We start from the raw sequence: 20,452 nt of genomic DNA on the forward strand, positions 1-20,452 counted from the left end.
CGATGTCTTTCGTTGCGTCGTCTGTACACACGTCGGTTCGAGGCAGCGCCACGTTCGCAGGAGTAAACACTCTCGAACAGCGATACGTACTGGGGTCGAATTCGGCGCGACCCCAATTTCTTTGGAGGATAATTCAAGCCCACTGCCGCTGAACCGTGTATCATGGCGACGAACGAAACGCGCTCAACGCGGACGGGGCCGAAGCGGTTCCTCGTGCAGTGCGACGGCTGTTCCTTCGAGCGGCCGGCGGACGGGCGAGAGGAAGCGACGCAGGTCGGTACCGACCATCGGCGGGAGACGGGACACGAACTCGTCGCCGTCGAACTTCCGCCGTCGTCGGTAGACTCCGCGTAACCGAACCGGATCCGGTCGTTTCATGACCGATGTCCGCCGACTCTCAGCGACCGGTCCGTAACGCCCTGTTTACGGTCCGAAGACCGGCTCTACGCGCCTCAACCCTCCTATTACCAATACCAACCCGACTTCGACACACATAAACGATGGGCGCAGAATCGGTTACGCATGCCGGACGCGTCGCAGCTGCGTGACAGCACCCAGATCGTCCTCTCGCGCGAGATTCTCGAGGGGCTGGAGCCGCGGCTCGACGACGAGTTCACCGTCTCCGTCGTTTCGGAAGGTGACGACCGCTGCCGAATCATTGGCAGCCCCGTCGAGATCAAGGCGGCGAGCGAGTACCTCGCCCGCAACGGAGTTAGCGTTCGCTAAATCAGCTGTACGCCACACGGACGATCCGTCCACCGCTACCGCTCCGGATGCGTCGGCGCATCGAACCCGCCGCGGACGAGCGGCTTCGCGACGTGCCGTCGCGCACACGGAGGCACCTCGTACCAGCCCGGTTCGAGGTCGCGCTCGAGTCGTCGCCGCGCTTTCTTGGCCGCCCGCGTATCGCAATCTCGGCAGCGATAGCCCTGCCCGCGGCCCGCACTCTCCATCGTCCGGCCGCAGTCGGAACAGGTCGGCGTGACCCGCTCGTGTCGGACGAGGTCACGGACGGCGAATTTCTCGAGTTTCAGCGTCCCGCGACTTACCTCGCCGCAGGCGGTGATCCGGTCGCCGACACGGAGCGCGCGCACGCGGTCACGGAAGCGCTTCGTCGGTTCGAAGGCAGCACATACGAGCCGCTCGCCCGATTCCGGCTCATCGTCCGCCGGCCCACCGTCCGCCGGCGCGTCGGTCGGCGACGCGAGATCGACGAAGACGTGTCCGCCGCGGCGGGTCTCGGGCTCGCTTACGACTCGACCCTCGAGTCGATAGGCGCGACCGTCTTCGACGGTCTCGAGCGAGCCGTCCCGCAGGTGGACGTCCGTTCCCTGATTGGTGACGAACAGTCGACCGTCGGCGACGGGTTCGCTCTCGATCCGCTCGGCGACCGTCCGGACTGCGTCGGGATCGTCACCGCGGATGCCGTGCAGAATTGGGCCGGGAGTATGGGGCACGCAGACGGTCTCGCCCTCGCCGCGATCGGCCGTATCCCACACCGCAGGGTAGGCCTCGTCGGCCGCGGCGAAGACGCTCTCGCGGTCGACCTCTCGAGGCGTCCCCCAGCGGTCGGACTCGCGGTAGGAGATATACTCGTACGTCCACTCAGACAGCGCCGACCGGGCTCCGATCGCCGCCAGCGCGCCGATCCGGCCGCGGCCGTTACCGGCGTGCCACGACCGATAGCCGTGACGCTCGAGGAGGGCAGCGGCGTCCGCGATCTCGAGGCGGTCGCGGATCGCCGCGCTCGCGAATCGGCTTACATCGTCTGGAACCCCCGATTCGCTGGGGTCTCCGTCCGCCACGACCAGCCCGGGGTTCGTCCGCTCATCGCCAGTTTCGGACAATATTTCGAGTTGTTCGCGCGCGAGCGCGAACGCGCGATCAGGAGCGCAGTTGGTGTGGATCGCCAGCGCGGCGTTTCCCCGCGTCTTGTACTCGACGGCGGGGTTGAGTCGAACGAGCAGGAGCCGCGAAACCGTCGCGGACTCGTCAGTTCGCAGCCGTTGGGCGATCCGCGCGGCGACGTAGGTCGTACACATCCCCCGCTCACGTGAGTCGGTATCGTCGATCCCGACGACGGTCATCGGCGGTGCTTGTCGACCGGTCGAGTAACCCCTTTCGGGATCGCCCGTCCGTCGAAGCCAACTATATAAGTATACCTCCGATACAGCCCCGAATCGCGACACGGCACGCGGACATCTCGGGGAAAACGTCTTATAGGAGGAATCGCTTACGTCCCCGTATGTCCCGTTCCGCACTGGTCGGCAACATAACCGCGATGTTAGAGGACGCGGGATTCGTGGTCAGCGACCGGTGTGCGATTCGGCCGAAGAGTTTCGATATCGCCGCACGCCGCGGTGATGACCTGATTCTCGTGAAGATCCTCGCGAACATCGACGCGTTCAACGAGGCGACCGGTCACGAAATGCGCCGTCTGGGGACCTATCTCCGGGCGACGCCGCTCGTCATCGGTCTACGTAGTCGCGACGAAGATCTCAAACCCGACGTCGTCTACTTCCGCCACGGCGTTCCCGTCTTCAGTCCCGACACGGCGTACAACATGTTTATCGAGGATGTTCCGCCGCTGATCTACGCCGCCCCCGGCGGCCTCTACGTCAGCATCGACGGCGATCTGCTGGCCGACGAGCGCCAGGACCGCGACTGGAGTCTGGGTCAGTTGGCCAGCGAACTCGGCGTCTCTCGGCGGACCGTCTCGAAATACGAGGACGGCATGAACGCCTCAGTCGAGGTCGCGATGGACTTAGAGGAGATGTTCGACGCACCGCTGACCAGTCCCGTCGACGTCCTCGAGGGGGCCGACGAGGTCCATAAGAGCGAATCGACGCCGGACGATCCGGCGGCGGATCCCGACGACGAACGGGTGGTCGCGGTCCTCACGCGGGCCGGCTATCGCGTCCACCCGACGGCCCGTTCGCCGTTTACGGCGGTCAGCGAGGACGAAGACGACAGCGATATCGTCTTGACCGGCCACTCCAAGTTCACCAAGGCCGCGGAGAAACGTGCTCGCATCATGAGTTCGATCGGTCACGTCACTCGCACGCGCTCGGTCTACGTCGTCGACCGGGCGAACCAGGAGTCCGTCGACGGCACGGCGCTGGTCGAACGCGACGAACTCGCGGAACTTCGCGATGCCGACGAACTCAGAGACGTCATTCGAGAACGCTCCGAACGCGAGGAAGCCGCCTGAGCCGGTCGCTGCTGCTCTTTTGCGCTGCTTGATCCTTTCGCCCCGCTCGAGAGGGCGAGGTGTCCCGCTCTCGTCGCGGACTGGTTGGCAGCGTCGCTACTCGTCGCGGACGGATTACGCCGCGCCGTCGCCGTAGGTCTTCTCGAGGTATGCGACGATGTCGTCGCTCTCGTGCATTCCGTCCACGCCGTTGGCCTCGTCGACGATGACCGGCACGCCCGTTTGACCGCTGACTTTCTCGACTTCGGTGCGGTCCTCGTGGGAGCGGGGAACTTCGATGATGTCGTACTCGAGCTCGAGTTCGTCGAGCTTCGACCGGACCTTCGCACAGTACGGACAACCGGGGAGTTCGTACATGGTGATAGCAGCCATGCATCGATGTTGCTGCGGACGCGGTATGAGCCCACCGGTCGTCCGGACGGTTGCCGGAACTACGGCCGTCACACGGTCAAACGAGCGACCGGCAGAGAACGGACGGAAAACGGTTGTTAGAAGGAGACCATACCGGCATCGACGGCGAAGTAGACGACGAAGTAGACGATAAACGCGAGCGCGAGCGCCCACTGTCCGACTGGAACGTCGTCTGCCTCGCCCATCGCCCCTTTGACGAGCGGATAACTCATGATGCCGGCGGCGAGCCCGTTCGAGATCGAGGCGGTCATCGGCATGACAGTGATCGTCAGTCCGGCCGCGATCGCCCACGCGGGATCCTGCCACTCGATGTCAGTGACGCCCTGTAGCATGATGATGCCGACGACGACCAGCGCGAGATAGGACGCATACTGCGGGATGGCGCTGATCAGTGGTACGATGAGCAAGGAGAGCACGAAGAGGAGGCCGACGACGAGCGCAGTGAAGCCGGTTCGACCACCCTCTTCGACGCCGGTCGAGGATTCGATGAACGTCGTCACCGTCGAGGTTCCGATCATCGCACCGACGGTGGTCCCGATCGCGTCGGCCATTAGCGGCTTTTCGACCTCGGGTAGATCGCCGTTCTCGTCGAGGAAGCCACCGATCTGGGAGACGCCGATGAGCGTGCCGGCCGTATCGAAGAAGTCGACGAAGAAGAACGTGAAAACGACCAGCACGAAAACGAGCGGATCGTCGGTGATCATTCCGAGGCCGTCGACGAACCCGGCGACGAGCGGCGTGAAGTCGTACTGGACGTTCGCGATCAGGCTCACGACGCCCTCGCTGGTGACCTGCTCGTAGCTCCCCGGCGGCGTGAGCGTGCCTGGCGAGACGACACCGAGGGCCGTCAGCACCCAGCCAGCGACGGCAGTAGCGACGATTCCGATCACGATCGCACCTCGAGTGCCACGGGCGTGGAGGATGAGCATCACTGCAAGTCCCACGACCGAAAGCGCCGCGACGGCACTCGTCGCGACGTTACCTAACCCGACGAGCGTCGCCGAATCGTCGACGACGAGTTGCATCTCCTGTAGTCCGAGAAAGAGCAGGTACACACCGATCCCGGCCCCGACGGCAAACTTGACGGGCTCGGGAAACAGTTCGATGATGTATCGGCGCGCACCGATCGCGGTCAACGCGATGAAGATCACGCCCTCGACGAAGACCGCCGCGAGCGCGACTTGCCACGGAACGCCCAGCCCGAGGACGACCGTGTACGCGAAGAACGCGTTCAGGCCCATGCCCGGGGCGAGGCCGAACGGCCGATTCGCCCAGAACGCCATCACGAAGATGGCGACTGCCGACGCGAGGATTGTCGCGACGGTGATCATCTGTTGAACCTCGCCGGAACTGTATCCCTCGAGCGTGATCGCCTCGCTGAGGATCGCCGGGTTAACGACGATGATGTACGACATCGCCAGGAACGTTGTCAGTCCCGCGATCGTTTCCGTTTCGAGGTCGGTATCGCGTTCATCGATCTCGAAATACGCTGCGAGTGAGTCGAGTGCCCCCATCAGATGCTCGAGCGTAGCCACACCGGTTAGTTAAATATTCTTGTCTGCAACGGCGTGTGAGCCGCTACGCGCCCGAATGTGTCGGCGAGCCGTCTCGATCGGTTGCTCGCCATTTCGAGGCCGGCGTAGCCGGCGTCGCCCCCTGAGCGGACCAACGTATTTGGCAGCCGAGCGCGTACCGACATACCATGAGGTTTGTTATCGTTGGATACGGTCGGGTCGGCTCGCGGACGGCGACGATCCTCGCCGAGGAGGGTCACAAGGTCGTCATCGTCGACGACGACATCGATCGCATCGAACGCGCCACCGGCGACGGCTTCGAGACGGTGCAGGGTGACGGTGCCGACAAGGAGGTCCTCGTCACGGCAGGAATTGAAGCCGCCGACGCGATCGGCGCGTTCACGCCCGACCTCAACGTCAACTTCGCGGCCTGCATGGTCGGAACTCACCACGGCTGTCGGACCGTCCTGCGGATCGACGAGGACTACCGCGAAGACATCTACGAGAAATACGCCGAAGAGGTCGACGAGATCGTCTACCCCGAACGGCTCGGCGCTGCGGGCGCGAAGACGGCCCTGCTCGGCGGCGATTTCAACGTCGTCGCCGACCTCGCAACGAACCTCCAGTTGACGGTCCTCGAGATCAAAGACGGCTCCCCCGCGGTCGGCAAACGGATGAGCGAGCTCGAGCTACCCGAGTCCGCACGGATTTACGCCCACGGCCGCGCTCGAGAGCCGCTGACGATTCCGCTACCGGGGACCGAACTCGCGGTCGGCGACGAGGTCGCGGTCATCACCGAGACCGACCGCGCAGATGCGGTTCGGGCGGCGCTGTTGCCCGCAAGCGCCTAACTCACAAGGGAGAGGAACGGGAGCAGGCGCGCGACGGATGGGGAGGGGGTGGGGAAGCCGTCGGCGCGCCTATTCGTTTCGTCTCGGCGACCCCCAATAAAACCGCGTCAGACGGTCGTCACGCGTTCGCGTTGGCCTCGTCATCGAGCCGGAAGACAAGGATGTTCTGGTGGACCATCGACGGAACGAACGAGAACGGGTAGCCGTAGACGTGGAGGTCCTTCGTCGGGTCGTACCAGATCAGGGTGGCCGCGAGCGTCACGGGGGCGGCGTCTTCGATGGCACGCGCGAGATCGGCCGAGAGGAACTCGTAGGACTGCTCGCGGTACATGTCACCGATGAAGACGACGAGGTGGCCCTCGGGCGCGACCGCGTCGGCGAAGCGATCGAACTTCGCGGCCATGTCATCGAGCCAGTCGGCTTTCGTCTCCCACTCGCCGTCGGACGCGGACGGGTTCGCGCCGGCAGCGGCCTCCTCGTCCGCGTCGTCGCCGTCCGGACCGTCGAACGATCCCAGCTTGCTCTCGCGCGTGCGGCGTTCGTTGCGCGTCTGCTCGAGTTCGTCCATGTGCCAGTACGGAACGTCGGTCAGCAGGAGGTCGACCGAGTCGTCGGGCACCTCGTTGATCAACTCGGCGCAGTCGCCGTGGTGCACGTCCTGTTCGGCCAGCGGCGGCTCACCGCGCTTGCGACGGTCTTCGTTCTCTCGCTCGAGGACCGTGTGGTAGATATCGATCCACCGCTGCGTGCGCTCGAAGCCGATAGCCTCGCGGCGGCCAGTTCCCTCGTGTTCGCAGAAGCTGGCCCCCAGTAAGGTGCCGCCGACGCCGGCGAAGGGATCGAGGACGGTGTCGCCGGCCGTGCTGAACCGGCCGATTAACTCGGCACAGAGCCGCGGCGGCTTCTGGCCGCCGTGCTCGCTGCGAAGGTCGTGTTGGACGGCGGGCGGATAGCCCTCGGCGATCACCGACTTCGTGGCGTATTTCCACTCCTTGCCGGTGAGGTCGTTCACCCGGTTGCGCTCGTCGTAGATTCCGCGACCCTCGACGTAGCGCTGGTGGTCGGCCAGTTCGTCGGTGTCGATCACCTCGCCGTCTTCGACCGGCAGCGACTCCTCGCGGGCGCGCTCGGTGTCGAACTCGCCGTCGTCGTTCGTGAATAGCCGGCTCTGTCGATGCCGGTCCCCGTCGTCTGCCATGGCCTCAAGTGCTCACGCGGACCGCTTAAACGCTTACGGCTCCAGTCGGCCGCGGTGTCGCGTACCCGCCGTGTCCCAGTTGGCGTCTCGCTCTGCGCAGCAGCGCGGAACACTGAATCCCAGCGTCGTGGGTTGACTCGAGAGCAGTTCCCCGCAGTTGGCAACGCGATGCGAGCCAGTGACGCGAGTGTTAGCGAGATCATTTATGCGCTGCTCCCCCAGATCGTCGTATGAACATGCTCGTCGACGGTGAGTGGCGAACCGACGCGTACGAGTCGACCGGCGACGACGGCTCGTTCGAGCGCCAGGAGACGACGTTCCGAGACGAGATCCGCGACGATCCAGATGCGCGGTTTCAGCCCGAATCGGGTCGGTACCACCTCTACGTTTCATACGCCTGTCCGTGGGCCCACCGAACGCTCGTAACGCGGGCGCTGAAGGGCCTCGAGGACGCGATTTCGATCTCGGTGGTCGACCCCTATCGAGACGAGGACGGCTGGCAGTTCACGCCCGAGAAGGCGGGCTGTACGCCGGATCACGTCCACGGCGCTGACTACCTCCGCGAACTGTACGTGCGGGCCGATCCGGACGCAACCTGCCGCGTGACGGTGCCGGTCCTCTGGGACACCGAGGAGGAGACCATCGTCAACAACGAGTCCGCGGAGATCATGCGTATGCTCGATACGGAGTTCGACGAGTACGCCACGCGGGACGTCGATCTCTATCCCGAGGGCTACCGGGACGAGGTCGACCGGGTCATCGATGAGATCTACGAGCCGATCAACAACGGTGTCTACCGCGCCGGCTTCGCGACGGAGCAAGCGCCCTACGACGAGGCGGTCGACGACCTCTTTTCCGCGCTCGACCACTGGGACGAGGTGCTGGCAGAGCAGCGCTACCTCGCAGGCGATCGGCTGACCGAGGCCGACATCGCGATGTTCACGACGCTCGTCCGGTTTGATAACGTTTACCACACGCACTTCATGTGTAACGTCCAGTATATCCGTGAGTACGACAACCTCTGGCCATACCTGCGCGACCTGTACCAGACCCCCGGTGTGGCACGGACGGTCAACATGGACCACATCAAAGAACACTACTACACGACTCATCCGGACGTGAACCCCCACCTGATCGTCGCCCGCGGCCCCGATCTAAACTTCGAGGCACCGCACGACCGTGACGACCTGCCGGGCAGTCCGCCGTCGGATCTCGTCACCACCGCGAGCGCTGACGACTAAGGACCAACGCACTCGAGCAAAGAGGTGACGTTACGACTCTGCCGCCGTCTGATCGGCCTCGGGCTGGTCTGATTCGGCATCGGCGGCTTCGGTCTCGTCCGGCTTAGTTTCGCCGGGCCCTGTCTCGTCGGCCTCGAGCCGACCGGAGCCGGTATGGCCGGTCTCGCGTCGCCAGTTCTCGAAGCTGTGCTCGATATCCTCGTCCGAGACGAACACTTTCCAGAGGAGCCACGCGAGGACGAGGACCGGAAGTAGCGGGAGCAACACGATGACCATGATTGCGGCCATCACGTATCCGAACAGCGACATCTGCGTGTTCGGCCCGTAGCCCGTCGACTCGGACACCTTGACTGACATGTGTGGCGCTACGAACGTGTCGCTATTCCCTCTTTCGAATCCGCGGGTCGCTCACCCTATCTTTCGACCCGATTGCGATCCTCTCATGCTCGAGAGCGGTGGGAACGTGCGGCCAGTTTCGGAAACACGTGCCCACGCACCGTGCACCGAACGGAGAACGCGTTGATACCCTAACTGCTAACACACCCAAGTTGTTGATGAGTATCTATCAGGTGGTCTCGGTCGTTTCTGTGTTCGTCTCGTGGAGCGCGCCGATTCGCTCGAGTTCGTCGAGGAGATGCGCTCGCGTGATCTCGTATGGCAGTTCGATAATGTCAGATCAACGCAGTAGCTGTCGATAAATTTTGTTCGAATGTAACAGTAAGCACTAATATGCGTGGGTTGGAACGCTGCGAGTAATATATCGATGGGACGATATTCGTCACGCTCGCAGCGGTCATCCGACGAGTCCGACTCGTCGTCGTCGTCCTCGCTCTCGATTCGGCAATCGGTGGACGTAGACGGGGCGGTCCAGCGGACCAGCGACACGGCCGACCAAGCACCGATGCCCGACTCGGTCGGTGGCCTCGGTGCCGCCGAACGCCTCGAGCGGGTCAGAGAGCGAACGGATTCCTCGGGACCGAGCAGTGGCATTTCTACGCCGGGCGGGTTGGGTGCCGCCGAACGGCTGCAACGAGACACAACTCAAACTGAAACGGCCACCGAACGGACACAGAGCGGCTTCCAGTCCGACACTCACTGGAGCCCCGGCCCGAACGCGCCAACGTCGCTCTAGCGAAGCACCGCGGCGGCACGCGATACGGATTCGGCCGGCGAGACGCAGGTGCCCGAGTCGGTTCGGAACGTCATTTCCTCGTCTGGCCGGTCGCTGGACACTTCGATTCAGCGCGCGATGGAAGACCGAATGGGAGACTCGCTTGGAGACGTGCGGATCCACACCGGACCGAAAGCCGCTCAAGCCTGCCAGCAGATCAACGCGCGTGCGTTCACCGTCGGGAATCACGTCGCCTTTAATTCCGGCGAGTACGATCCGCAGAGTCCGGAGGGTCAACACGTCCTCGCTCACGAACTCGCACACGTGAGACAGCAAACCGGCGGGGTGGTGTCGATGCTGCCTCAAGACGATCCCGGCCTCGAGATCGATCCTGATCCTGCACTCGAGCGGGAGGCCGAGGAGACGGCCCAGCGGATGATGAGCGGCGGTGAGTTAGGCATCCAGCGGCTGGCTCAGACCGAGGTTTACGTTCAGCGACTGGAGGAGTCGAAGGTCTTCGACGCACTGGCGATGTTCGAGGGCGAACTGGAGGAGGGCGACCTCAGTGACGTTCGGGAGCGACACAATCGAAATCAGCTCGGACACCTCCACGACATAGCAAACGAGGTCATCGACAAGAACGACGAGCAGGTCAAGGTCGACATTAAACAGGACGTCCAGCAGTCGGCCAATCCGGATGCGGTAGCCCAAGAGCTGGCCCAGCGCTGGGAGTCGATGGCGGATTTGAAGTCCCAAATTCAAGCTCTCAAGAATAGCATCGACGCCGACCTTGAAGACGTCGCGTTGACCGAGGATCAGCGCCAAGAACTCAGCGGTAACGTCGAGACTGACGGCTGGGACAACGTGGCTTGGGGTACCGTCAAGAAGATCCTCGGCGGGACAACTCTGCCGAATCTGCTGTTCTTGGCGACTCAGGGATCGAGGCTCGCGTCAGCAGATATCGACACACGTGGTGTTCAGACTGTCGCACAGGTACGCCGCGGTAAGATTACGAGTCTCGACGACCTGCGGGACATCTGGAAACAGACCAATGGCTCCCTAGAGGATCGTGCAGCGCAGATCGAACAGGAGATCCGTGAGGGGACGTGGCTGGAAGAAGGCCAGGCACCTGATGATATTCCCTCTCCGGAGGCGATTGAATAATGAAAGCGGTACTTGGTGATGGAGACGCTGATGGGACTGGTATCCGAGTTGTCGATAACGTCGGCGTGAGTCACGGAATCCATGTCGCATTTGATGGCGAAATCACCTACCACAAATGCGACAAGATAGCGAACAACCCAGCACTCCGAACGCGCGAAGAATGCGAACGTGTCGACCAAACTCGTCGCTACGCACGATGGCACATCTATCGCGAGCGCGGCTACGACACGGTGCCACCACGGAAGAACCCCGACCGCTTGATGGCGGCACTGCTGGCGGTCGCCGACCTCTCCCCAACCGCCTTTGAGGAATACTTCGGTGACCTCGAAACACGGCTCCAAGCCCACTACGACGACTCCGAGGTGGACCTCCCGTTCCCGGACGCCGACCCGGACGACGCCATCGTCTACCAACAAGACCTCTCCCTCCAGCCCAATCCCGTCGAGTTCGACCCGCCAGTCCTCGAACAGTTCATGGCGCGCTTCGAGGGCGATCCGGACTCGCCAGCGATCGGCGCACTCGACGAGCTCCAATTTGAGGAGATGGACGTATTGAACTTCGAGATCGAGGCGGTTTCCGGGATTCACGTCTTGCACAATGACGGCCAGGGCACCCAACAGGTCGCGGAGAGTGAACAGCCTCTCGAACGTGAGCCAGACGCACGAATTGAACTGTTGGCGTTCGATCCGGCGTCGGTCGACTCCTTCCAGCACTATCTCGTCTCACATCTCGCCTACCAGATCCGGGATCGCTTCCTATTGATGGGCGTCAAACCGCCGGTTCCGTTCCGTGCGCAGGGCTGGGGCACCTACGAGGGGTTCCAGTGCCAGAGGTTCTGTGACCTGTACGAGAACTACTGGTCGTCAGACGCTGAAATCACGTCCTGGAAACCGTGGGAGAGAACCCATGACTCCCTGCAAGGCGAGTAACGGGCGCGACTTCACCGCTGACAATCATATCAACGGCGAGTTCGCCCCATCGAATGCAGACGGCCAGCATGTGCTGGCTCACGAGTTAGTACATACGAGACAACAAACCGGCGGTGCAGTGTCGATGCTGCCCCAAGACGATCTCGGCCTCGAGATCGATCCTGATCCACGCTTGGAGCAGGAAGCCGAGGAGACGGCCCAACGGGTGATGAGCGGCGGAGAACTGGGCGTTCAGCGGTTGGCTCAGACGGAGGTCCACATCCAGCAGCTGCCAGGAGACGAATTGGTGAGCAAGACCAAAGATCTCGTTGGGACTAGTGTGGAGAAAGTCGACGAATCGACGACCAAGAGGTACCGACTGACGAAAGACCAGTTGGTAGATTTAGTGCAGTCGGTTGAAACGCCGAAGGGACTCGCCAAGTACATCGAATATCACGACATCGACGTGACTAGTCGCGTCCAGGACGCGTCCAGTAGCGCAGTCAAAGGCGCGACGAAAGGCTGGACAGCAGGTTCGATGCTCGGGTCCGCCTTCGGCCCAGTTGGTGCTGTCGCCGGTGGGCTCGCTGGTATACCACTCGGAGCGTTCCTCACGACCAAGTTCGGTGAGCAGGCAGCCGGCGAAATTCAAAAAGTCGTGCGTGACGTACTCGGTTTAAACACCAATCAGGAGTTCGGTTCTGAGGACCGGACTGGATCGGATACCGAGAAGGTGGACTTCTGACCGTGCAGGCAGAGATAAAAAAAGAGACCAATGATGGGTTTGGCTTGCTCATCATCGACGACAATAATGTTGAGCATAAGATAGGTGTCCGCTACAACGGTGAAATTGATGGTCACCTACAAGACAGTTATCCCGACGATCCGAACGAACGCACATACAGTGAGGGCGAACACGTCAGCCAGTCGCGCCGATACGCGAAATACTACGTCGACCAAGAAACAGCGTACGACACGCTGACGTGGGATCTCAATGCAGACCGCTTCGAGACAGTCCGGAAGGCATTGCAGGCCCTCTCGAGCAAGGAGATAGAGACGTATTTCGGTGACCTCCTCGAGCAGAGCCTGAGCCACTACGCGGACGATCCTGATGTCGACATCGGGGATACTACGCGCCCGGAAGCGCTGCCGGCGGAGATGATCGGCGGCGAGGACGCGGTTATCTACAAACAGGAGATCTACCTCAAGGATGGCACGATCGAGGCAGTGTCGGGAATCGGGATTACCTACTACGTTGCCAGAGGGGAACGCAAGACAGTATGGCGTGGTGACGCGCCAGATCGGGAGCCGGATGCCCGAATCGAACTGTTCCCAGCACCGTTGGGTGATCCCGCGCCGTTCCGAGACTCCCTCGTGTACAATCTGCGGTGTCAGATCCGGGACTGCTATCTCATGATGGGACTGGAACCGCCCGAGGAGTACCGGGTGCTGGGACACGGCCAGTATCGCTTTACTGGGAAGTACGATAACTTCGACATCTATCCGCCGTATCACAGCTTCGACGCGGATATCCCCGGCTATAGTCACGAGTTCCGCCCTGATCTCCCGATTACCTGGGGCGAACTCGGTGGACTGGTCGATTCAGGGAGCAATCAGTCGTTGTACGACCAAATCAAGGGCACGCTCTTTTCCCGGTGATCGTCCGACCGATTTCGGCGTGGAAGCGCCCACCGGCATGTCGAAGTGGGGAGCCGTGTGATAGCCGAGACACAGCCGTGTCTGTGAACGAAGTAGTACGTTATAAACCGCAACGGTTGTAGCAGACTGCCGGTCAGCTCAGTGATGTGAGCCCGTCTCGGCCGTCCGAGTCGTCGCTCAGCACGTCCTCGGAGTCGTCCCGGGGCCGGTAGCCAAGTGCTTGCATGGTCTCGGACAGCGAGAGAAATCGTTCCGAATTGTCGGAGATACCGTGAGCGATCAACGGCGACTCGTCGAGCGTCGCCGTCGCGGCCCCGTTGAGCAGCCGCTGGCAGTCGTCGGGGCTGAGCCACATCGCGCGGGCGTAGCGCTCGCCGGCCCCGTCTCGATCCGCACACTCCTGGCGGAGTTCGTCGCGGGTGAGCAGCCAGCCGATCCGTAGATTCACCACCTCGAACCCGTGGCGCTTCGCGTAGTAGGACCCCATCGCCTCGCCGAAGACCTTCGTGACCCCGTAGTAGGTATCCGGATCCGTCGGATCTTCGGGCCGGACGATTTCGGGGGTGCCGACCGTCGACTCCGGCCGGATCGGCGAGGCGGTGTTTCGCATGTTGACCGCGTGGTTCGAGCTGGCAAAGACTACTCGCTCGAGGTCGTTCTCCACTGCGGCCTCGAAGGCGTTGTAGAGCCCGTCGACGTTCGGCCCGCGTACCTCGTCCCACTCGGCCCGCGGCGAGGCGTTGGCCGCGAGGTGGATCAGCACGTCCTGGTCCTCGAGCGCGCCGATGAAGGCGTCTTCGTCGGTGATCTCGAGCGGCGTCGCATCCAGGTCCTCGGCCTCGCTGTGGGAGAACAGGGTCAGTTCGTGGTCGTCGTCCGGAAAGGCGTCGATGGCCTCGCGGCCGACGTTCCCCGCCGCGCCGGTGATCGCGATGTTCGTCATACGGAACGGACAGCGAACGCGCTGAAATAGGTCGGGCCGGCGTCTTCTTGCCGAGTCACCCGTGGTTGAAACGAGAATAGCGTCGACAACTCTCAGAAAGCCCCTCCCGCTATCGACTCCCAGAACTCGCTGCGCGCCTCGGTCGTTCGCTCCGCTCGCTCCCTGCAGTGCTTACTTCGTTCGGGTTCGTCGATAGCAGGAGCCCCTTTCATTCCCACCCGGTGGTGGAAAAGTCGGTCAGCAGAAATGCGGCGGCAGACAGGGTGCGAACCTACGGTTCGACGACGATCTTGCCCACGCTGTCGCGGTTCTGCATGGCCGCGAAGGCCGCGTCAGTCTCCTCGAGCGGGTACGTCTCGTCGATCTCGGGGGTGAGTTCGCCGTCGGCGGTGAGTTCGACGAGTCGTCGGAGGTCGTCCTGGGTGCCCATCGTGGAGCCGATGACGCGCTTATGGCCGAGGAAGAGGTTCGCAACGCGAATCGTCGACTCGCCGCCGGCCGTGCGACCGCAGATGACCATCCGACCGCCGCGGCGCATGACGGTCTGGCCGAGGTCGGTGAACTCGCCGCCGAGGTGATTGATCACCGCGTCGGGCGCGCCAATTTCGTCGACCGCCTCGCGGAGCTCGTCGATATCCGTCGACTGGATGCCGTGGTCGAGGCCGAGTTCGCGAACGCGCTCGAGTTTCGCCGCGGACGAGGAGGAGCCGATCGTCTCGGCACCGAGGGTGTCGGCCAGCTGGATCGCGGCGACGCCGACACCGCCGGTCGCGCCGGGGACGAAGACGAGATCGGCGGGGCCGACCTCGGCCCGCCGGAGCATGTGATAGGCGGTCATGTACGCCGTCGGGATCGCGGCGGCGGTCGTCGCATCTACGCCGTCGGACAGCGGGACGAGCCGATCGGCCTCGACGCGAGCGGTTTCGGCGAGTCCGCCGTGGTACAGTGAGAAACGCTCGCACATGTTCTCCGGGCCCTCGCGGCAGAACCGACAGGAGCCACACGTCTGGTTCGGACAGAGGACGACCTTGTCGCCGGGCGCGACGCCACGTACGTCGTCACCGACGTCGCTGACGACGCCGGCCACGTCCAGCCCCGTGACGAACGGCAGGTCGTCGGCGTCGACCATTGCCGAGTCCCCCTCGAGGATCCAGAGGTCGTGGCGGTTGATCGCGCAGGCCTCGACGTCAACCAGCGCCTCGCCGGGGCCGGGCTCGGGCTCGTCTCGTTCGATCACACTCACTCCCTCCGGGCCGGTCAGTTCGGTGAAGGCTGCGGCTCGCATCGGTTCCGCAGTCGCTCTCGAGGGCAAAGATCCTAGGGAAGGCGGAACCGTCGGTGATCGCCCGGAGCGTGGCTCGCAGCGGCTCTCGCCGCGTCACCGGGTCCACTCGTCGAGTCTGTCTTCGACGGTCGAAATCGGGACGTGGTGGGCGTAGGTGTAACCGGAGAGCTCCTCGTGAACCGTGTCACCGTCCGGTTCTGGGTCGTCGGACGGACTGCCGGTACGATCGCGGGGGACGGCACCGGTCGTGAGCCCGACGACGTCTCCCTCGAGCGTGGCCAGCGGCGAGCCGCTGTACCCCCGTTTCGAGGGAACGTCGGTGAGGACGCCGAACGGGCCGTTCTCGACGAACCGTCCCATGCTGATCACCCACTCCCCGACGAGAGCGGGATGCCCGACGTGGAGCACCGGCTGCTCCGACTCGAGGGACGATTCGTCACCGGTCGTGACGGCGGGCACGGACGGTGCATCGGTCCGGAGAACGGCGACATCGGGGTCCATGGAGTTCTCGACGACGTCGGCGGCGACGGTCCGGTCGTCGAGCGTGTGGAGGTCGATATCGGTCACCTGTCGGACGACGTGGCCGTTCGTGACGAAGTAGCCGTCGCCGATATGCCAGGCGGTGCCGCCGCCGGTACCGTTTCCGCCCCGGCGTTGGCCACTGAGAACGGCGACCGATTCCCGTACGCGCTTCCCGGTCGTGAGCGCTCGGCTCCGCTCTTCGTCAGTGAATCGGCTCTCGGCCGAATGATAGTGGTGGTGGTGTTCGTCGTTCGATTCGTTCCCGGCGCTCTCGTTCGTCTCGAGACCGTTCGTACAGCCGGCGAGTACCCCCGTGAAGGAAACGCTGCACGCGGCGAGAACGCCACGGCGAGTGGCCGTTCGTCCGTCCGGATTTGCATCAACCACGGTTACGGTAGCTACGTCTGATCGAACATACTATAAAACGAACCGCCGTCCGAGACGCTACGCGACGGGCACGATCCAGTCCCCCTGCTTGCGGTCGGCCGGCGCAGGCCTTTTTCGCGATCGGCCGTACGTACGCCTGTGACAGCCCCCACGACGTGGGACATCGAACTGGTGATCCCCGAGGACGCCGAGCTGGACGCCGCCGGCGAGTCGCGGACGATCGCGGTCGACGAGGACGAGTCGATTCTCGCGGCGGCCCGCGCCGCCGATATCTGGCTCTCCGCGGACTGCCAGCAGGGCTGGTGTATCACCTGCGGCGCGAAGTTACTCGAGGGCGAAGTCGACCACAGTCAGGCAAAGCGGTACTACCCGGAAGACGAGGCGGCGAACTTCGTCCTCACTTGCGTCGCTCGCCCCCGCTCGGACTGCGTGATCCGAGTCGAGCAGTACGACGAACTGCTCCAGCACCGCGCCGACAACGATCAGCCCCCGGGTCGGTCGAAACTCGGCTAACCGGTAGCTGACGGGGCGAGGCCGGCAACTGCCCCATCGAACGTTTTCCGCTCGTCCGACGTACGGACTGATATGACGGAGTCGACGGAGCCGCGGTTCACTGGTGTCTTGCTCTACGACGGCGACTGTCCGTTCTGCTCGGCGGCCTCGAGCGCGATGCGCCGACTCGAGTCGGTCGGCGTCGTCCCCTGGGACGACCCGGCCGCACAGGCGTTCCTCGAGGCCCAGTTCGGCGAGAACCCCTTTGCGCTCTTTTTCGTGGACATCGAAGCCGAAACAGTCTGGGCTGGCCGAGTCGCCGCGACGGAACTGTGCGACCGCGCCGGAATGCCCGTGCTCGTCCAGGACATCGTCGACGAGAGCTACGAACGGTTCGCTGACGCCGTCCAAACCGTCTCGGGGACCGATCGCGAGATCGATCCCTACCACGACGCGTACCCGATGGCCGACGACGCCACGGCACTGTTCGACGACCTGGCGGCGGCCGGCAGCCGGACGCACGTGCCGACCGGGTGAATCCGATCGCTCGAGTTCGCGCTCGGCGCACTCGGATTCGAAGCGACGAGGTGCCGCGCCGTTACTGCACTTCGATCGCTCCTCGCATGGTACGCGGGTGGATCTGGCAGTAGTACTCGGCCATTTCGGCCGACGCGGTGAACCGGACCGTCTGGGTCGCCCCCTGTTCGCCCAGCAGTTCCGTCGCGAGCAGGTCCTCGCCGTTCCCGTTTTGGATCGCGAAGTTATGCTGGAGTCCGTCGCCGTTCTCCTAGATGAGGGCGTACTCGGTCCCCGCCTCGAGCGTCAGCGTCGGGTTCTCCGTCTCCGCGATGGCTTCGGGCGCGACGCCTCGCCACCCAGACGCGTCGGCGAGGAGCCGGTAGTCGGCTTGCACGTCGGCGGCGCCTCCGCCATCGCCCTCCTGCTGGCCGTCACCGCCGGGGTACTCCCAGTCGGCGAACGGTCCCTCGACGAGCGTGTCCTGCTCCCACATCGCGTGGATGAACGGCTGCGTCTCGCCGTTTGGTAGCTCGAACGCGGTCGGGACCGGCGCGTACACCGGGCCGTCAGGCGTCGGCTTGATCGGCAGGACGACGCCGTGGGTATGGTGGATCTGCCCCGCGATGGTGTTCTCCGGCTCGAGGGGCATCTCCTCGTCCAGGGCCATCCGGTAGCGTTCGTCACGGACCGTCTGGGTCGTCATGAAGTGGATGACGCGCATCCCGTCGTCGGTGGCTAGCTCGCCGTTGACGTGGACGTTACCGACGCCCCACGACGCGCCGTAGGTGTACACCCGCGGGAATAGCGGCGAGCCGGTGCCCGTGATCCCATGGAGGAAGCCGTCCGTGAACACCCCGCCGCCGGTCTGGTACCCGGGGATCGGCGGCTGGACGACGTGATCGTGCTCGAGGACGTACTCGTTGCCCGCCGGATCGGTGAACTGCGTCTCGAGGTCGATCCTGTCGGGCGTGTCGCCCGGCGCGCCGGGGAGGTCGTACGGCCGGTAATCCCGATAGCTGATCTCGAACGAGCCGCTGGTCACCTCGGCGTTGTTGCTGTACAGCGTCGGCTCGGTGAGCACCTGCTGGGAGATCCCGTCCGACTCCTCGATCGGCTCGCGGGCCTCGTCGGGCGCGGCCACGAGGAACGGAAGCTCTGCGAGCAGTTGCGCCACGGCCTCGTCCAGCGGCGACGGGAGGGAACTCGCCTGTTCGATCCGCAGTTGGAGGAGGTCGGTTCCGCGGAGTGTGTTCTCGGCGGTGCCGAACACGAATGGGCTGAGCGGCCGCGAACCGGGAAGCACCCAGTAGACTGCCTTCCCCGGCTCCTGTCTGGCCGTGACCGTCACCGCCGGTTCCTCGCCGTTCCCGTTGCCACCGGTTCCGTGGTCGCGTCTCGCCGCGCCGATGCCGGACGCGCTCGCGACGCCGCCGACCCCTGCCAGTGCCCCCAGTTCGAGAAACCGTCGTCGTGATGACGCCATAATGAGTGGCCACTGACGAGACCGATAAAAGCCGACCCGGTGGTGTATCTCGCTCGAATAGCCGTCCCTCGAGAACGTTCGATCGAGGCGAACCCTTCTCGAGCGAGACAGTCGAACCGACCAACGAGGTCGCGTCAGGCGGTCACTGCGGGGTCGGCGCTGGCAGGGATCGCAACCCCCGTGGCGGGACGAGGTAGTTCGCCCGGTTGTGGACAGTGAGATACTGGAGGATGCCGTTGTTCATCCGGGGCCCGACGGCCCCCTCGGTGAGGTCGGAGCCGGTCATCGCCTCGCGGGTCGTCACGAAGTCGGCGATCGAGCGCTGCAGGGCGAGGAAGTGGGTGCTCGCCGTGTCGTTGTCGGTCGAGTCGAAGTCCCGCCGGAGGATGATCGGCTCGCCGTTTTCGCGGGCGCGGACGGCCTTCTGGGCGTGGCCGACCGTCCCCTCGGTCCGGGCGTCTTCGGCCGCACTGCCCGGTATCTCGGTGATGCCGCTCGAGTCGCCGAGGTTCTCGCCGACCCCCTCGACGAGATCCTTGTCGGCGTGGGTCGGCGAGAACATCTTGGCGACGCGCTGGCTACGACTGTCCTGTTCGTACCACTGGTGGAGGTGCAACTGGAGCTTCGAGAGGTGGATTGTCGTGCCGCCCGCGAACAGGCCGTCCTGAATCGTCACGCGGTCCTCGCTCGCCTGATTCTGTCTGAAGCCCGTTTTGAAGCCCATGAACATCGGCGCGTTCTCGGGGACGGGCTCGCTATCCGGGATACCACTGATGCCGGACTGGCGCTCGGCCGGCATTCCGGGGCCGATGAAGCCGGTCCGGCGTTCGGCCACCTCAAACACGCCGTCGAATGATCCCTCGACCGTGATGCCGTTTAGTTCCTTGAGGTCGCCCTTCAGGGCTTCCTCGGCGCTCAGCGTGACGTGGCCGTAGTCACTGGCCAGGTGAAGCAAGGCGTCGTACTCGTCGAGCGTGGGGTCCTCGATCGGCGCGAGCGGTCGCGGGTCGGGGAGCTCGACTCCCCGGAGGTCGGCGTCGAACCGGTCGAAGTACGCCGGGCCGTAGCCCATCGCAAACACCAGCCCCTCGTTCCCGCGCTTGTAGGCCTGCTCGAGCGTCCGGAACGCGGCCTCGAGCTGGTCGCGTTCGCCGGTCGCACCGGCGGGGCCGTCGCCGGCGTACTCCAGGCCGAGGAGGAGGTGGTGTTCAGGCGGTCGGACGTTTCCGGCATCGTCGGTCGAGAGGAACTCGTTCCAGGCGTGCTGGCGGCGGGGGAGTTCATCGGGCGAGAGGGCGGCCTGGGGCACGTCCTCGGTCTCCTCGCGCTGGAGGCAGGCGGAGAGCGCGCTCGCGCCGCCGATGGCGACCGCGCTGCGAACGAACGCGCGACGCGAGAGCCCGCGATCCGATTCGTGCATAGGCGAGTCTGGGTGCCCGTCGCAAAAGGGGGTTGCGGTCACAGCGGTCCGAACCGACGGTCGCAGAGACCGTCAACGAGGTCGAAAATCGGCTCGAGACGGATGTTTCGGCCGGTTCAACGCCAAGCTCTAA

Annotated in this window: 22 protein-coding genes; 12 read left to right on the forward strand and 10 right to left on the reverse strand. The window is 64.1% G+C overall.

The window, feature by feature from the left end; translation table 11 throughout:
- Nucleotides 1–162: 162 nt before the first annotated feature.
- Both ACJ70B_RS16205 and ACJ70B_RS16210 read left to right on the forward strand, forming a co-directional pair.
- Nucleotides 163–354, forward strand: coding sequence for a hypothetical protein (locus tag ACJ70B_RS16205; RefSeq protein WP_408958027.1), 192 nt, complete (start codon nucleotides 163–165; stop codon nucleotides 352–354).
- A 168-nt stretch (nucleotides 355–522) separates the two neighbouring features.
- Entirely contained in the window at nucleotides 523–726 is a 204-nt protein-coding gene (locus tag ACJ70B_RS16210) for a hypothetical protein (protein ID WP_408958028.1), read from the forward strand.
- Nucleotides 727–761: 35 nt separating this feature from the next.
- Here the strand turns inward: ACJ70B_RS16210 and ACJ70B_RS16215 are convergent, their stop codons facing one another.
- The gene (locus tag ACJ70B_RS16215; RefSeq protein WP_408958029.1) at nucleotides 762–2,087 is read right to left on the reverse strand and encodes a DUF1743 domain-containing protein; all 1,326 of its coding nucleotides are present in this window, start codon (nucleotides 2,085–2,087) and stop codon (nucleotides 762–764) included.
- 158 nt (nucleotides 2,088–2,245) lie between these two features.
- On the opposite strand from ACJ70B_RS16215, the gene ACJ70B_RS16220 reads away from it, so the two are divergent.
- Nucleotides 2,246–3,211, forward strand: a complete 966-nt coding sequence (locus ACJ70B_RS16220) for a transcriptional regulator (RefSeq protein WP_408958030.1) — start codon at nucleotides 2,246–2,248, stop codon at nucleotides 3,209–3,211.
- A gap of 114 nt (nucleotides 3,212–3,325) precedes the next feature.
- On the opposite strand, the gene ACJ70B_RS16225 is transcribed toward ACJ70B_RS16220, so the two are convergent.
- Both ACJ70B_RS16225 and ACJ70B_RS16230 read right to left on the reverse strand, forming a co-directional pair.
- Nucleotides 3,326–3,583, reverse strand: a complete 258-nt coding sequence (locus ACJ70B_RS16225) for a glutaredoxin family protein (RefSeq protein WP_408958031.1) — start codon at nucleotides 3,581–3,583, stop codon at nucleotides 3,326–3,328.
- 116 nt (nucleotides 3,584–3,699) lie between these two features.
- Nucleotides 3,700–5,136 carry an NCS2 family permease gene (locus ACJ70B_RS16230; protein ID WP_408958032.1) on the reverse strand — a complete coding sequence of 479 codons (1,437 nt, stop codon included), beginning with the start codon at nucleotides 5,134–5,136 and terminating at the stop codon, nucleotides 3,700–3,702.
- A gap of 188 nt (nucleotides 5,137–5,324) precedes the next feature.
- Here ACJ70B_RS16230 and ACJ70B_RS16235 point away from each other — a divergent pair, with 188 nt between their 5' ends.
- Entirely contained in the window at nucleotides 5,325–5,987 is a 663-nt protein-coding gene (locus ACJ70B_RS16235; protein ID WP_408958033.1) for a potassium channel family protein, read from the forward strand.
- A gap of 118 nt (nucleotides 5,988–6,105) precedes the next feature.
- Here ACJ70B_RS16235 and ACJ70B_RS16240 read toward each other — a convergent pair whose 3' ends face one another.
- On the reverse strand, nucleotides 6,106–7,185 hold the full coding sequence (locus ACJ70B_RS16240) for a DNA methyltransferase (RefSeq protein ID WP_408958034.1): 1,080 nt from the start codon (nucleotides 7,183–7,185) through the stop codon (nucleotides 6,106–6,108).
- A 230-nt stretch (nucleotides 7,186–7,415) separates the two neighbouring features.
- On the opposite strand from ACJ70B_RS16240, the gene ACJ70B_RS16245 reads away from it, so the two are divergent.
- On the forward strand, nucleotides 7,416–8,426 hold the full coding sequence (locus ACJ70B_RS16245) for a glutathione S-transferase family protein (protein ID WP_408958035.1): 1,011 nt from the start codon (nucleotides 7,416–7,418) through the stop codon (nucleotides 8,424–8,426).
- Nucleotides 8,427–8,456: 30 nt separating this feature from the next.
- Here ACJ70B_RS16245 and ACJ70B_RS16250 read toward each other — a convergent pair whose 3' ends face one another.
- Entirely contained in the window at nucleotides 8,457–8,783 is a 327-nt protein-coding gene (locus ACJ70B_RS16250) for a hypothetical protein (RefSeq protein ID WP_408958036.1), read from the reverse strand.
- Between the two features lie 490 nt (nucleotides 8,784–9,273).
- Here ACJ70B_RS16250 and ACJ70B_RS16255 point away from each other — a divergent pair, with 490 nt between their 5' ends.
- From ACJ70B_RS16255 to ACJ70B_RS16275, 5 genes are all read left to right on the forward strand, one after another.
- Complete coding sequence (locus tag ACJ70B_RS16255; protein ID WP_408958037.1) at nucleotides 9,274–9,558, forward strand: hypothetical protein; 285 nt, start codon at nucleotides 9,274–9,276, stop codon at nucleotides 9,556–9,558.
- A gap of 129 nt (nucleotides 9,559–9,687) precedes the next feature.
- On the forward strand, nucleotides 9,688–10,701 hold the full coding sequence (locus ACJ70B_RS16260) for a DUF4157 domain-containing protein (RefSeq protein ID WP_408958038.1): 1,014 nt from the start codon (nucleotides 9,688–9,690) through the stop codon (nucleotides 10,699–10,701).
- 230 nt (nucleotides 10,702–10,931) lie between these two features.
- Nucleotides 10,932–11,630 (forward strand): hypothetical protein, encoded by a 699-nt coding sequence (locus tag ACJ70B_RS16265; RefSeq protein ID WP_408958039.1) that lies wholly within the window; start codon nucleotides 10,932–10,934, stop codon nucleotides 11,628–11,630.
- Nucleotides 11,608–12,354: a DUF4157 domain-containing protein gene (locus ACJ70B_RS16270; protein WP_408958040.1), complete on the forward strand. Its 747-nt coding sequence runs from the start codon at nucleotides 11,608–11,610 to the stop codon at nucleotides 12,352–12,354. Before ACJ70B_RS16265 ends, ACJ70B_RS16270 begins: the two co-directional genes overlap by 23 nt.
- Nucleotides 12,355–12,356: 2 nt before the next feature.
- Nucleotides 12,357–13,268 carry a hypothetical protein gene (locus ACJ70B_RS16275; protein ID WP_408958041.1) on the forward strand — a complete coding sequence of 304 codons (912 nt, stop codon included), beginning with the start codon at nucleotides 12,357–12,359 and terminating at the stop codon, nucleotides 13,266–13,268.
- A 133-nt stretch (nucleotides 13,269–13,401) separates the two neighbouring features.
- Here ACJ70B_RS16275 and ACJ70B_RS16280 read toward each other — a convergent pair whose 3' ends face one another.
- The 3 genes from ACJ70B_RS16280 to ACJ70B_RS16290 form a co-directional block, all read right to left on the reverse strand.
- A complete protein-coding gene (locus ACJ70B_RS16280) occupies nucleotides 13,402–14,211 on the reverse strand; it encodes an NAD-dependent epimerase/dehydratase family protein (RefSeq protein ID WP_408958042.1) in 810 nt (269 codons plus the stop codon).
- Between the two features lie 271 nt (nucleotides 14,212–14,482).
- Nucleotides 14,483–15,496, reverse strand: a complete 1,014-nt coding sequence (locus ACJ70B_RS16285) for an alcohol dehydrogenase catalytic domain-containing protein (protein WP_408958043.1) — start codon at nucleotides 15,494–15,496, stop codon at nucleotides 14,483–14,485.
- A 93-nt stretch (nucleotides 15,497–15,589) separates the two neighbouring features.
- Nucleotides 15,590–16,405 (reverse strand): trypsin-like peptidase domain-containing protein, encoded by an 816-nt coding sequence (locus tag ACJ70B_RS16290; RefSeq protein ID WP_408958044.1) that lies wholly within the window; start codon nucleotides 16,403–16,405, stop codon nucleotides 15,590–15,592.
- A gap of 138 nt (nucleotides 16,406–16,543) precedes the next feature.
- On the opposite strand from ACJ70B_RS16290, the gene ACJ70B_RS16295 reads away from it, so the two are divergent.
- Both ACJ70B_RS16295 and ACJ70B_RS16300 read left to right on the forward strand, forming a co-directional pair.
- The gene (locus tag ACJ70B_RS16295) at nucleotides 16,544–16,918 is read left to right on the forward strand and encodes a 2Fe-2S iron-sulfur cluster-binding protein (RefSeq protein WP_408958045.1); all 375 of its coding nucleotides are present in this window, start codon (nucleotides 16,544–16,546) and stop codon (nucleotides 16,916–16,918) included.
- Nucleotides 16,919–16,990: 72 nt separating this feature from the next.
- A complete protein-coding gene (locus ACJ70B_RS16300; protein ID WP_408958046.1) occupies nucleotides 16,991–17,434 on the forward strand; it encodes a DUF393 domain-containing protein in 444 nt (147 codons plus the stop codon).
- Between the two features lie 250 nt (nucleotides 17,435–17,684).
- Here the strand turns inward: ACJ70B_RS16300 and ACJ70B_RS16305 are convergent, their stop codons facing one another.
- Both ACJ70B_RS16305 and ACJ70B_RS16310 read right to left on the reverse strand, forming a co-directional pair.
- A complete protein-coding gene (locus ACJ70B_RS16305) occupies nucleotides 17,685–18,899 on the reverse strand; it encodes a hypothetical protein (RefSeq protein WP_408958047.1) in 1,215 nt (404 codons plus the stop codon).
- A 142-nt stretch (nucleotides 18,900–19,041) separates the two neighbouring features.
- A complete protein-coding gene (locus tag ACJ70B_RS16310; protein WP_408958048.1) occupies nucleotides 19,042–20,319 on the reverse strand; it encodes a Tat pathway signal protein in 1,278 nt (425 codons plus the stop codon).
- Nucleotides 20,320–20,452 lie beyond the last annotated feature (133 nt).

Origin of the sequence: Natrinema sp. 74 (assembly GCF_046097095.1) — an archaeon.
GTDB lineage: Archaea > Halobacteriota > Halobacteria > Halobacteriales > Natrialbaceae > Natrinema.